This is a genomic window from Mesorhizobium tianshanense (assembly GCF_007830515.1).
Lineage (GTDB): Bacteria > Pseudomonadota > Alphaproteobacteria > Rhizobiales > Rhizobiaceae > Mesorhizobium > Mesorhizobium tianshanense.
Map to the genome: position 1 here is coordinate 1 of NZ_VLKT01000108.1, position 13,081 is coordinate 13,081.

The 13,081-nt window shown below is 60.5% G+C and carries 12 protein-coding genes and 1 pseudogene; 4 read left to right on the forward strand and 9 right to left on the reverse strand.

Translation table 11 applies throughout. From position 1 onward, the window contains the following. On the forward strand, window positions 1-434 hold a 434-nt coding region (locus tag IQ26_RS37740; protein WP_240547458.1), incomplete at its 5' end, for a cation transporting ATPase C-terminal domain-containing protein. Window positions 435-808: 374 nt separating this feature from the next. After that, entirely contained in the window at window positions 809-1,144 is a 336-nt protein-coding gene (locus IQ26_RS41755) for a universal stress protein (RefSeq protein WP_145723421.1), read from the forward strand. Here the strand turns inward: IQ26_RS41755 and IQ26_RS37750 are convergent. From IQ26_RS37750 to IQ26_RS37770, 4 genes and pseudogenes are all read right to left on the reverse strand, one after another. After that, window positions 1,026-2,396, reverse strand: coding sequence for a trypsin-like peptidase domain-containing protein (locus IQ26_RS37750; protein ID WP_145723422.1), 1,371 nt, complete (start codon window positions 2,394-2,396; stop codon window positions 1,026-1,028). The two genes, IQ26_RS41755 and IQ26_RS37750, sit on opposite strands and share 119 nt — an antisense overlap. Before the next feature lie 353 nt (window positions 2,397-2,749). Beyond that, window positions 2,750-3,109: an SPW repeat protein gene (locus IQ26_RS37755; protein ID WP_162458187.1), complete on the reverse strand. Its 360-nt coding sequence runs from the start codon at window positions 3,107-3,109 to the stop codon at window positions 2,750-2,752. A 1,014-nt stretch (window positions 3,110-4,123) separates the two neighbouring features. After that, a complete protein-coding gene (locus tag IQ26_RS37765) occupies window positions 4,124-4,915 on the reverse strand; it encodes a cytochrome c (RefSeq protein WP_162458188.1) in 792 nt (263 codons plus the stop codon). Window positions 4,916-5,376: 461 nt separating this feature from the next. Then, window positions 5,377-6,709: pseudogene (locus IQ26_RS37770) on the reverse strand (IS1182 family transposase). A 132-nt stretch (window positions 6,710-6,841) separates the two neighbouring features. On the opposite strand from IQ26_RS37770, the gene IQ26_RS37775 reads away from it, so the two are divergent. After that, window positions 6,842-7,408, forward strand: coding sequence for an abortive infection family protein (locus IQ26_RS37775; RefSeq protein WP_208760308.1), 567 nt, complete (start codon window positions 6,842-6,844; stop codon window positions 7,406-7,408). On the opposite strand, the gene IQ26_RS37780 is transcribed toward IQ26_RS37775, so the two are convergent. The 5 genes from IQ26_RS37780 to IQ26_RS41765 all read right to left on the reverse strand — a co-directional run bounded on the left by IQ26_RS37780 (window position 7,374) and on the right by IQ26_RS41765 (window position 12,828). Beyond that, on the reverse strand, window positions 7,374-9,932 hold the full coding sequence (locus IQ26_RS37780; protein ID WP_145723425.1) for a cation-translocating P-type ATPase: 2,559 nt from the start codon (window positions 9,930-9,932) through the stop codon (window positions 7,374-7,376). The genes IQ26_RS37775 and IQ26_RS37780 overlap by 35 nt on opposite strands. A 252-nt stretch (window positions 9,933-10,184) precedes the next feature. Next, window positions 10,185-11,198, reverse strand: a complete 1,014-nt coding sequence (locus tag IQ26_RS37785) for an alpha/beta fold hydrolase (protein ID WP_145723426.1) — start codon at window positions 11,196-11,198, stop codon at window positions 10,185-10,187. 258 nt (window positions 11,199-11,456) lie between these two features. Continuing rightward, window positions 11,457-12,152, reverse strand: a complete 696-nt coding sequence (locus tag IQ26_RS37790) for a VIT1/CCC1 transporter family protein (RefSeq protein ID WP_145723427.1) — start codon at window positions 12,150-12,152, stop codon at window positions 11,457-11,459. A 145-nt stretch (window positions 12,153-12,297) separates the two neighbouring features. After that, the gene (locus tag IQ26_RS41760) at window positions 12,298-12,591 is read right to left on the reverse strand and encodes a ChaB family protein (protein WP_145723428.1); all 294 of its coding nucleotides are present in this window, start codon (window positions 12,589-12,591) and stop codon (window positions 12,298-12,300) included. Window positions 12,592-12,648: 57 nt separating this feature from the next. Then, the gene (locus IQ26_RS41765) at window positions 12,649-12,828 is read right to left on the reverse strand and encodes a dodecin family protein (protein WP_145723429.1); all 180 of its coding nucleotides are present in this window, start codon (window positions 12,826-12,828) and stop codon (window positions 12,649-12,651) included. Between IQ26_RS41765 and IQ26_RS37805 the strand changes: the two genes are divergently transcribed. Then, window positions 12,822-13,081: transposase (locus IQ26_RS37805; RefSeq protein ID WP_145723430.1), on the forward strand; the 260-nt coding region annotated here is incomplete at its 3' end. The genes IQ26_RS41765 and IQ26_RS37805 overlap by 7 nt on opposite strands.

Genomic DNA, 13,081 nt, shown 5'->3' on the forward strand with positions numbered 1-13,081 from the left:
GGCGCTGGAGCATAAAGGAGATTCAGCGCTTCATGATTGTCTTCGGCCTGATCAGCTCGGTATTCGATCTGCTGACCTTCGCCATCCTGCTGCTCGTGTTCCATGCGGGCGAAGCAACCTTCCAGACCTCGTGGTTCATGATTTCGCTCCTGACCGAACTCGCGGTAGTCCTCGTGCTGCGAACCCACAGGCCTGCCTTTCGCAGCAGCCCCAGCCGGCTGTTGTTGTGGTCGACGCTTGTGGTGGCCGCTGCGACCCTCACCATTCCGTTCCTCGGGCCGCTGAGTTCGGTGTTCAGCTTCGTGCCGCTCTCGGCGCTCCAGCTTCGTGCCGCTCTCGGCGCTCCAGATGGGCGCCGTCCTTGCCGTCGTCCTCGGCTATATCGTGGCGACGGAAGTGGCGAAGGCGTGGTTCTTTCGATCGGACAATACTGACAAACCTTCGAGACAAGCCCACACGTGAACCGACCGCCGGTGGGTTGGTAGTTGAGCCTATTGGTGGCGACTCCTCATTCTTTGAGGCTGAACGTGGGAGTTGACCATGAGTATTCGAAGAACCCTTATTGCAGTCGATAGTGAGCCGGTTGCCGCGCACGCCGCTGAGATGGGTGTCGAACTTCACGTTCGCTTGGCACTGACGTGGCGCTTGTCCACGCCATCGACGCGTCCCCTGGCAATGGTGCCGACACCGGCATTTCGCCAATCGAATTGATTGACCAAGCCAAGCACGACGGAAAGCGGCTGCTGGAAGGCCTCCGTCAGCGCCTGTCGCTGCGCAACCAGCGGCGCTCGAGTTCGTCGTTGCAGGTATGCCCGCCGACGAGATCGTGAAGGCTGCCGGAGAATGGCCTGCGGACCTCATCGTGATCGGCAGCCACGGTCGCGGAGGCGTACAACGTGCCCTGCTGGGCAGCGTCGCCGACGGGGTCATACGTCACGCGTCCTGTCCCATTCTGGTCATACGAGCAGCGGCGAGTGGCAAGACCGCCAAGCCTCCCGACGGATTTGACTCACGCAAAGCCACCCTCATTGGATGGTCAGGAAATACATACCTCCGTCGCGATAGACGCCGATCAGCAGGGGAGCAGGTGAACGCTGTGCCAATTCCAATGCCTGTCCTGGCGAGTGGACGATCTGCTGATTGACAGTGAGGATTACGTCGCCTGTGGCCAGGCCGGCATCCCCCGCGCCGCTGCCTCCTCCCACAGCCAGAACCAGTGCTCCGTCCGCCTTTTTGTTTCCCATTCCCGTCATCGTCTCGACATCGCTCAGGACGACCGATTCAAGAAGACCCGATCCCTCGATCTGTGTCACGCCAGCGCTTCCTTCAGCAGAAAGTTTCGCCGTGATGGTCGTTGGACTGCCGTGACGGATCATCGAAAGCTTCGCGAGAGCGTCTGGCGACATCGTGCTCATGATGCTCTTGAGACCGGCGGCATTTTCCACGCTTGCGTCGTTCACCGCGGTGATGATGTCGCCCACGCGAACACCGGCGCCTTCAGCCACCGACCCTGAGAAGATCTGATCCACAACAGCTCCCGATCGGATGTCGATCCGGAATGCCTTGGCGAGATCCGCAGTGAGATCCTGCACGACCACGCCGAGCTGCACGCGTCGCACCTCGCCGTAAGCAATAAGCTGTTCCGTTATCTGTTTTGCCATTGCGGCCGGGATGGCGAAGCCGATGCCGACATTTCCACCGCTCGGCCCAATGATCGCGCTGTTGATTCCGACCAGTTTTCCATCGAGACCGACGAGCGGGCCGCCCGAATTGCCTGGGTTGATGGAGGCATCGGTCTGGATAAGGTTCTCATAACCTCCCCCCAATCCGGACCGGCCAAGAGCGCTGACGATACCCATCGTCGCCGTTTGTCCAAGGCCAAAGGGGTTGCCTATTGCCACGACATAGTCGCCGACACGGAGCTTCGAGGAATCTCCGAAAGGCAGTGCCGCCAGATCGTCCGCCGCGATCCTGACGACGGCGAGATCTGTTTCGGCATCGTTTCCGACGGGCTGGGCCTGGAAGCTGCGGCCGTCATTGAGGGTGACCGTGATCTTGTCGCCATTCTGGACGACATGGTTGTTGGTCAGGACATAACCGTTTGCGACATCGACGATGACCCCCGCGCCTGCTGCCTGGACTTGTGGCGCTTCGTTGGCAAGGGCAGAGAACTGTTGGGGGAGGGAATCCGGGGCGTTTGCGTCGGGAGGCGATCCATTCCGGCCTTGCACGGTGATACTTACGACGGTTGGAAGTACACGCTCCAGCATTGGCGCGAGCGAGGCCTGACTCGTCGGAACAAACGAGGACGCTGCCTTAACAGGGTACGCCGTTGACGCCGTTGCCAGGGCGAACCACGCGGCTGCCAGGAAATTCCGGAGACCGGCCGTGATCATCGATTCATCTCATCGCCGTCGAGATACGAACTTCCCGCGGGCCGCGAGACCACAGCTTCGATTCCTTCTCGTTCAGTCACTGGCTCGCTTTTCATGCTAGGCCCCTTAGCTTTTTGGCATGTTATTACGGTCAGCGAGTTGGCGCTTTGAGCCGGATCAACTGCGACATGGAATCTTCTTGAGATCTTGGTCGCTGACCATTTGATGGATCGTGGTAGCAATTTCGGTTCGCGCCGATTACAGGGACCACGGAATTGGCCGGGAAATGCATTTCCGCCGGTGGAACTTAAGGTATTTGGATCGATCGAGAGCTCGCCCTCTGTCCGTAGACTTGTGGCCCTGCAGCTATCGTCTCAGGTGATGTTCCTGGTGTCGAAACCGGAGACAAGTGCCGTGGCCGAGAAGATCACCACGATGATCCCCGTGCTGACGGAATTCCAGTGAAACGGCGTCGTGTCCGTAAAGCCAAAAACCCAAGGCGAAATGATGAGCCACAAACCCAGGATAAGGATCAGCCATTCTTGCCACAACTGGAACGAAGCAAGCGCCGCCATACCCATCACAGCGATCGCGAACCCGACGATGTAGTGGCTCCATCCAATCACAGGCATCACTGTTGAACCAGGAAAGAAGTATGGGATGATCCAAGGCGAGAGGAACACATATACTCCGACCAACATCGTGACCCAGTCCTGCCACCGTTGCTCGTTCATGTTGACCTCCATCATCTACCAACAGTCTGCAGCGGCCGGAGCGAACGCAGCAAAAACCTTTCTCGACAACCAGTCATTGAGCCAGGTCAATGACAAAGAGGGGCGCGAGAATTGCTGCTGCAAGCCTTCTGCCAGACTGAGAAAGACCCATCCCACCTTACGCCGCGTGCGACGTTGAAGGCGTCCATAGTCTGTCTCCTGTTTGTTGAGCGGGCTTGTCCCGCAGCGAAAACAAAAAGCATCCTTTGCGCCGTTGATCATTGATCCGGCTTAATGCCAGGCTGACATCACACGGCTGGGCCAGTCCCTTGGCGTTATGAAGGAAACGATCTCCTGCAATTCGGCCTTAGCCTCGTCGACGGCCGCCTCGCAACGCATCTTTGATCGCTTTGTCACTGCCCGGCAGGGAATGCTGTCGACATTGATCCCAATCAATGAGCCTTCTTCCTGCAACGGCTTGGATGCAATTCTCGTCAGGCTGAGCCGAATTTGGTGACGCGGGCGCGATGAACCGGGGCAAAACGCGGATTCGCGAAGCAATGGACCAGTTCGGCAGCGACACTTGGCGAGCGGGTCCGCTGACCTCCAGTTCTAGCGCCTCTTGGGAGACCTAAAGGTGGAAGGGTGGAGGCGGCGGCACCTGTCGATCAACCCACTTTCGAGGATAAAGCCATGGCCGAAGCTGCCACCAAACAGCCCATCAAAACAGAGAAAAGCACTTCGCCGGCGCCAGCCGGCAACTGGACGGCTCCGATTACGAGGTGCCCGTGACGAGTTCCACCTCGCAGCCACCGCCCAGAATCTCCGGAAACTCGCCAAGCTCAAAGCCAGACCGGCATGAGGATGGTCGATCCTCGCGCATCCGCTCGCAATCGTCAAAGCAGCGCCAGTCTTATCGCCTACTTCTTCAACAAAATCCGCCATTGCCGACGGTCCCGGCGCTACTCCGAAGCCGACATTTCGCGCTGCGGCTGGTGTCGGTAGACTTTCGCAAGGGCTAAGTCCTGTCGCTCCTCATTCAGTGGGCAGCGTCTGCGCGTAGGCCAGGATATCCACCAGATCCTGGATCGGCAGCACACCGAGGGCGACCATTCCCACGCCCGGCTGGCCGAAACGGATTTTGTGCAGAGCTTCCCAGGGGTTGTCGGCAGCAACAGTTCCCACAAACTCGGGCGCGGCATCGTCGCCGAAATTCATCGTCTTGCCATCGAAGCCGTGGCAAACTGCGCAGATGTTCTGGTAGAAGCCGGCGCCGCGCCCCGCATTACCGCGTGCCGCCTTCGTCTTGCGATCAATATACTGATCCACGTCGATCTGGCCCCGGCTCAGGAAGAGGGCAAGCTTCTCCATGGCGCTGTGCGGCATCATTTCCTTGGTGAAGGCATGGGTCTTGTTCATGATGATATCGTGAATCTTTTCGGGCTCCATGCCCGCGACGCCCCTCACCCCCTTAATCCCGGTGTAGTGCGATCCCTTGCTATAGCCGCCCTCGACGCCCATGTAGTCCCAGCCGTGGCACTCCTTGCAGCGCCAGGTGCCTGGCCCCTCCTGCTTTCCGGCCGCGGGGTAGGCTGGATGCGTTCCTTCCGGCGCGTCGACTTCCATGACCGCCATCCAGTTGTCGTAGAGCTCGCCGCCACGCGCGATATCCCAGACGTCGGTCATCTCGTGGGCGTGCCTATCGCCCTCGGTCGCGTCTTCCTCCTGGCTGGCAACCGGCGTCGACACAAGAAAATAGACGGCCGCAACCATAGCGCTCATGACTGCCACCGACCACCCGACGGAGCGGCTGAACTCGCTTTTCATGCATCCGTTCATAACACCCTCCTCATGTTGCTCATGTTGCTGTTGTTGCATCTGTGCAACCGTCAAACGCTACGGTTTGCTGCGGCATGGCCTTCGCAATCGCCCTCGGCGCGAATGTGTCTTCTGCTGAGTTGCAAATGAAGTCTCGACCGGTACTTTGGAGACTGCGCATTCATCACCCCCTGAGAAAGTGGGCCGAATGGCATCAAGTGGCATCGCTGCCGCCCAGCCTCGGCGGGTACGCAGTGAGCGCCGCCACTCGCCGATGATGTTTAGTACGTTACTCGCATCGCTGGAAAATTGCCAGCGCGCGGAATTTCTCGTCACTTGTAGTCGTCGCCTCCAGGCATGAGCCGACCAAGCGGCAGACAACTTTATGGAGGGGCTGGTTGCGCAGATCACCTAGGAGCCTGTCCAGATAGCTCCGGCATAGGGGGGCTGTTGGCTGAACGATAGCCGGTTCATGCCGCTCGGGCGAGCTTGGTGAAGTTGTGGGCAGTGCAGATCAGCGCCCATTCGGCTTTCACTTTCTCGATGCCGCGCAGCAGGAACTGCCTGAACCCTCTTGCCTGTTTGATCTGTCCGAACACCGGCTCGACGACTTGCTTTCTGAGCCTGTATCGGGTTCGTCGTCCCGCTCGCTTCAGCTTGTCCCGCATCGCCTGGACGAGCGGTCCGGTAATTTTGGGTCTGCCTTCGGCAGGGTGCTTGGCGCGTCCGGTAGCGAGGTAAGCGCCGACCTCGCGCTCGGCCAAGGCGGCAAGATTTGCCTCGCTGCAGTAACCGGCATCGGCTGAGGCTTCCTTTGGCTTGCGGCCGAGATTGTCCTTGATCCCGTCGATGAGCGGCACGAGTTGGTCCTGGTCGCTCATGCTGTGCGTCAGGCTCTGGGCCACGATGATCTGGGCCTGTGCATCGACAGCGGCCTGCGCATTGTAGCCCTGGATGTAGCCGTCCTTGGTTTTCAAGATGCGGCTTTCCGGATCGGTGAAGTTGCGCTGCGCCTTGCCCTCGGGCTCCGTCTTCGGCGGTGCCGGCGTCTTGCCGTTCTTCTTGCGGCCCTCTGCCTTGCGCTGCTCCTCCGCCTTTTCCCGGCGGCGCATCTCTTCTTCGGCGGCGGCCTTGGCTTCCGCCTCCAGTTCGGCCTTGGCCTGGCGAATCTTCTCCAGTCGCTTCTGCTTGTCGGCCACCCAATCGGGCATCTCATCGCCGCGCCGGTTGCCGTAGAGCTTTTCCTCCTCCCGATCGGCCGCCTCCGCCGCTTTAAGCCAGCGGTCGACCTCGGCCTCGAGCTCCGCTTCCCGCTTCTTCATGCGCTCGTAGCTCATCGCCTTGTGCTTGGACGCGTTGGCCTTGATTCTTGGTGCCGTCGAGCGCCACGTGCCCGAGCTTCACCAATCCCGCCTTCTCGGCAAGCTGCAAGACCTGCACGAACAGCGCAGCCAGCGCCTTCAGATGCCGTCTGCGGAACTCCGAGATCGTGCGGAAGTCCGGCGCATCGCCCGCCACGATCATCATGAAGTCCGCTCGCTCAGAAGCCGCCCTGGCGATCCGCCGCGACGAGTAGATGCCGCTCGCGTAGCCATGCAGAAGCAGCGCCGTCATCATGCGCGGATCGAACGGTGGTTGGCCCAGCACGCTCCTGTAGCTGCCGGCAATCGCGGAAAGATCAAGCTCTTCCCGCACCAGCGCCACGATCAGCCGAGACAGGTGATCCCTCGGCACGTAGTCCTGCACGCTCGGCGGCAGAAGCTGTGCCTCATCGATCATCCAGGGGCGAAAGTCCTTGCTCATAACCCAGCAAGGAATCAGACTCGCCCCCCGCTTGACCAATGACTACTCAGACACGCTCCTAGCATCTGCAGAGGGTGACAAGATACGTTTGCCCGGCCTCTGGCGCTTGTGGACGCTCATGGCGAGGACACCGTGCAGGCCGAGATCGCCCGAGCCCTGCCAAATGCGAATGATGATCCCGAAGATGCAGTAAAAGCCGCCTGCTCGTTAATCGAAGCAGCGTGCCGCTCAATCCTGATCGAGCTACGGCTATCTCTGCCGGCCAAGAAGGACATTGACGGTCTGATCCGCGCCATCCAGGAGCTGCTTGATCTATCTCTAGGCCGAACCGATTTACCGGCTGAAGTCGAACAGGATACTCTCAAAATCCTCAGTGGTCTCACCTCAGTTGCGAAGGGCATAGGCGCACTGCGTACGCATGGCGGCGATGCTCATAGTCGCGAGACGGGGTATCGCCGTATTGATCCACGCATTGCGCGCTTAGCGATCAATGCAGCGAGTTCGCCCGCCCTGTTTTTGATCGAGACCTGGGAGCGCAAGGAACACCGTGCCTTGCCCCCAAACATGAGGGGCCTGCATGACCACTCTGGGCATAGGCCATGGACGCCACAGATGCCCGCTTTCGGGGAACGAAATCGGATTGTGAAGGCCGGCTCTGGGTCGATCAGGATCGGAGTCTTTTGCGCCACAGGGGCTTGATGAGTTCCAGAACAAGCAGCACGACGGTCCCGGCTGCCAGTGTCACGGCAAAGTCGTGTCCGTACAGTGGACCGAACGCAAACAACGCGCTGAGCCATGGCCAGAACAGGCTGGCCGCAAGGATTGCCCCGACCCCCAGAAGAATCCAGCCCAGTGACGGATTATGCCCGAGAATCGCCGTCATCAGCGATGCGCTGAAGGAGCGATTGACGAGAATGAGGCTGATGATGGAAACCACCAGTGAGAAGAAGGTGAGTGCGCGCACCTCATCTTCCGGCATCCCACGATTGAGGCCCAGCAGAAAGATCGCCGCCACCAGCCCGAATGCCAGCGCGCCCTGGATAACGCTCCAGCCGATCAACGGCCAAGAGAACAAGGGCTGGTCAGGCTCGCGGGGCTTGCGGCGCATCACGTCATCTTCCTCCTTTTCCGCTTCGAAGACGAGGGAGCACACCGGGTCAATGATCATTTCTAGGAACGCGATATGGATGGGGCCTAGCAGGATGGGGAGGCCGAACACCAGCGGTAGCAACGCGAGCCCGGCAATGGGAACATGGACAGCGAAGATGAATCCCATGGCCTTGCGCAGATTGTCGTAGATGCGGCGTCCGAGCCGGACAGCCACGACGATCGATCCAAAATCGTCATTTAGCAGCACGATGGATGAGGCTTCGCGCGCCACATCGGTGCCGCGGCCGCCCATGGCGACGCCGATATGTGCGGCCTTGAGCGATGGGGCGTCATTCACCCCGTCGCCGGTCATAGCGACGATTTCACCATCAGCCTTCAGCGCCTGCACGATGCGCAGTTTCTGTTCGGGCATGATGCGCGCGAATACGGACGCACTGCGCACGCGGAGCATAAGTTCGGCCTCGTCGAGGGAAGCGAGAGCATCGCCGGTCAGCACGTTGTCGTCGGCAAACCCGGCCTGACGCGCAATGGCGCGCGCGGTCGCCGGATAATCGCCGGTAATCATTACGACCCTGATGCCCGCCGAGCGGCATTCCCGCACAGCGTCAGGAACGCCGGAGCGTAGCGGATCGGCGAGGCCGACCAAGCCAAGAAACTCGAACCGAAATTCTGTCTGGGAGTCCGGCAGCCGACCGCCGTCATGCCTGGCTCTCGCCACACCGAGCACGCGCAAGCCTTCAGTGGCCATGGCGTCCACCGACTGCCGTACGGCATCAAGTCCGGTTTCGTCGAGTCGGCACAGACCGGCAATCGCTTCGGGTGCGCCCTTTGCGGCGACCAGGAAAGCGGAGGCGCGCGCATCAGTCCGCCAGACTTGTGTCATGGCGAGAAGATCGGGTTGCAGCCCGTAACTGTGTGCAAGTGTCCATCCCAACCCAGGCGGGCCTTCCACCGCGTTCAGTTCACTGCGTGCAAACGCATGGAAGGCTTTCTCCATCGGATCGAACGGCTCCGGCGCGCTGGCCAGCAACCCGTGCGCGGCCAGTTCCCGGAACTGACCCGGCACGGTGGTCTCGGCTTTATCGCCCGCACGGAAGAATGCGCCATCCGGAAGCCGCAGTTCGGCGATGGTCATCCTGTTTTCGGTGAGCGTGCCGGTTTTGTCGGTACACAGCACTGTCGCCGATCCGAGCGTTTCAATCGAGCTGGCGCGGCGTGTCAGGATGCGCGCGCGGGAAAGCCGCCATGCGCCCATTGCCATGAAGACGGTTAGGACAACCGGGAATTCTTCCGGCAGCATGGCCATGCCGATGGCGATCCCTGCAAGCACCGCATCAAGCCAACCGCCGCGCAGTGCGCCGTAAAGCGCGACCGCCGCAAGACTGACGACTAGGCCGCCCAGCGCGGCCAGGCGCACAAGCCGCGCGGTCTGTGCTTTAAGGCGGGGCGGCTCGGTTTCGAGGGTGTGCAGCGACTGGCCGATTTTTCCGATCTCGCTGCGCGGCCCGGTGGCGATCACTTCTGCGATGCCGCTGCCGCGCACCACGAGCGACCCGGAATAGACAAAAGGCAGATCATCCCCACCTGGTCGAGACAGGCTGGTGCGCGTACCGATGGACAACGCCTTGCGCACCGGCACGGATTCCCCGGTGAGCAGGGACTCATCAGCCTGCAAATCCTGGGCCTGCACCAAGGCGGCATCGGCCGGAACGCGGTCACCTTCACCAAGGACGACCAGATCGCCGCGCGCAACCTCACGGCCGGCGATGCGGGCGCGCACGCCGTCCCGGATCACGAGGGCCCGGGGGCTGGTGAGATCGCGCAGCGCCTCCATCACGCGCTCGGTGCGCGTTTCTTGGACGACGGTGATCAGGACCGACAGGCCCGCGAAGACGAGCAGGATCACGGCTTCCTTCACATCGCCGAGCAAAAGATAGACGGCGCCGCCGCCGAGCAGGAGAGCAAGCATCGGTTCGCGCAGAACCTCAAACACGATGCGCAGCGCCGTCCGGCGGTCGGGGTGAGGCAGTTCGTTGAAGCCTTCTGACTTCAGACGCACCCGTGCCTCCGCCTCACTGAGACCGGACAGTAAGGGTGCATGGTCATCGCTCATGGCGTCGGGCTTCGGGTTGGGAGGAGGAAGGTGCGGGGGAAACTTACAGTGGCCGTTGCCACCATCGCAAATTCAGACTGTTTGCAGAAGCGCTGTTTACGGACAACGGCATCGGTTTGAGTTGATACAAGCGTCGGTTGCTCACGGCGTTGCCGTCGAGCCGAGGAGCCCGGGTCTGAGTGTGTACCCAGACACTGCTCGAACTTGCATGTGTCGTCGCGCCGTGGTCGGCCCCCGCCATCGCCCCGACCTTCACCTCGCTTGTGGTCGATGTCTGCGAACAGGTGTCTCGGTGGCATCGGACGACGGGATCAAGCCCGCGCTAGCCAGAAACGTGCGAACTGCTTTGCGAACCTCCTGCACCTGTCCAACCAAAAGATGTCCGCCAGTGTCGTAGACGACCAGCTTGGCACCCGGGATCTTGCCCGCTGCGAACTCAGCTGCCGGCAGCGTGTTAAACAGGTCGTCGCGCGCAGAGATGATCATTGTCGGCGCAGTAATTTCTTCCAATGGCAGTTCATGCAACTCGGGAGTGCTATCGATATTGATTCCGGGGAAGCGCAGCGACAATGGCTCAACGCTCTTGACGAAGCTCATCACGCGGTCCTGCTCGGCCTGAGGCGCAGCCGCTACCAGCGCCGGTCGAACGCCGAGGAAGCGAATGAGTATTGACGGTGCGATCTTCTCGGTGGCCCACCAGGCGAAATCGCCGCCAGCATTGACGGCCCAGAATGCGAACTTGTTGCCACGGCTCACGTCGATCGAGACCGGACTGGTGGGCGAATAAAGGGCTGGAACGATCAGAATGAGGGCGACGACCTTGTCGGGGTGGCGGAGTGTCAGTTCAACCGCAGAACGCGCGCCTGCCGACATGCAGACGACCACCGTTTTGGGCACGTTCAGTTTGGAAAGCAACGCCGCATGCGCATCGGCCTGCGCAGATGGAGAGGAGTCCTGCGGAATGGGCGTGCGCAGATAGCCGAAGCGCGACGGCGCGATGATGCGGAAGCCCCCACCCACAAGATCGGCTGCATTGGCAAGGCCTTGATCAAAGCCGCCGCCGGCGCCGTGGATCGACAGAAGGGGAATGCCTGCACCGCTGTCGGCGTATTCGATCGGGCCCAGGTCGAGTTTGGCCACCAGACTGCCTCGGCTGGCGGCGTCGCGCCTGTAGCCAAGCTCGTTCTTGTAAAGCAAGAACGCCACACCGGCCGCAGCCGCTATGGCGATGAACATGGCCAGCAGGAAACCTCCAATTCGGCTCATTGCAACAACTCACAAAAGGACGGGCGAATATTGGTCTGTCTTGCTCGGAGCCAGGTTGATTTACCTCAATCCCCGTGAGCGACGGCCGAGATAATGGGAAGATCGAAAGCCTATCCGGTGAGAAATCCAGGATTGCGCCGACTGTTCGAATTACTGCCGGCGGCTTTAGAGCCGATGTGCGTGCGTCCTGGCGAAATCGTCGTCTATCCACCCGCAGCCCTTGCCGATGGGAACAAAGTCAGATTCCAGCAAGAGCGATCAGACGGAGGTCCCCACCAAAGCGCCGATCCCAGCCGTGAGTCCCATCGCAAGCGCTCCCCAGAACGTAACCCTTAGCGTCGGCTTCCAAACACTTGCACCGCCGGCCACGGCGCCGATGGCACCTAGCATCGCGAGGAAAACCAGGGAGGCCACGGACACGATGGGCGCAAGCAGGGATGCCGGTGAAACCAGCACCATTGCCAGCGGTAATACCGCGCCCACGGCAAACGTCGCGGCGGAGATGAGCGCCGCCTGTATCGGCCTCGCTGTCGTCATCTCAGAAATGCCCAGCTCCTCGCGTGCATGTGTCGCGAGGGCGTCTTTCTTCATAAGCTGGTCGGCAACCTCCCGCGCCAAATCCGGTTCAACGCCTCGCTCGACATAGACGCGGGCAAGTTCCTCGCGTTCGAAATCCGGTTGATCAACAAGCTCTTTGCGCTCCCTTTGGAGATCAGCTTGTTCGGAATCCGACTGCGAACTGACGGATACATACTCGCCAGCTGCCATAGACATCGCGCCTGCCACCAGCCCGGCTACACCGGCGAGAAGCACTTCGGCGCGCCCGCTTTGCGCAGCCGCTACGCCGAGGATCAGGCTTGCTGTCGAAACAATACCGTCATTGGCTCCGAGCACGGCTGCCCTGAGCCAGCCGATCCGGGAAACCACATGGGTTTCAAGGTGAAGTCTGCTCATTTTGTCCTGCGTGGTCTCCTGCCGCCGTAGCTGAAGTGAAACGGTTGTTTTAGGCCTGCGTTCTATTTCGGCACTCGGCGCCGGGTATCATGACGCCGGGTCAATGGCTTGCGCCACTTATTTGAGTGTCTTCGATTGCTCCAATTCAAGATCGATCCGGGCTATTCAGCATTCCCGGGTAGAAACCTGTAGTGTTCATACGGTAGCGGGAATCTTTCAAAGTGCCAGCCAAACACGCTCTCAAAAAAATGCGCGAGCTTTGCCGATATGAGCGCTTGACTGCCGCCCATGCAATACGGTGCGAGGCTTCTTCCTGGCGCGGATCGCCAGTATGCGCCAGGAAGGCATGATTGAATGCTTCCCGATAGATATCCAGTGCATGCTCCGGCAGATGCCGGCTAACTGAGGGTGGAAGATCGGCGTTGGTCGCGTATGGCATTGATCATCGCTCCTCAGATGTTCAGCCATGCGGCAAGAGTCCTAAAACGAAGAGCCCTCAATCAAGTAGAAAGGAGATCCTTGCATTGATCCGATAGCTCTTGATCTGGTCTTGGTCGACGGTCGCCTCGAAATTCTCGATATAGATGGACTTGATGTTGCGTACCGTTTTCGCGGCAGTTGAACCGCGCCGGGTTGATCGGAGGCTCCAACTCCTGAGAAGGTGGAGCCATGACAAGCAAGACGACCAACAAGTTCTCTCCCGAGGTCCGAGCCCGCGCGGTGCGGCTGGTTCTGGATCACGAAGGCGAGCATGCCTCGCGGTGGGCGGCGGTGTCGTCGATCGCCGCCAAGATCGGCTGCACGGCGCAGACGCTGCATGAGTGGGTGAAGAAGGCCGAGCGCGACAGTGGCGTGCGAGCCGGTGTGCCTACGGATGTGGCGACGAAACTCAAGGCTTTGGAACGCGAGAACCGCGAGCTTCGCCAGGC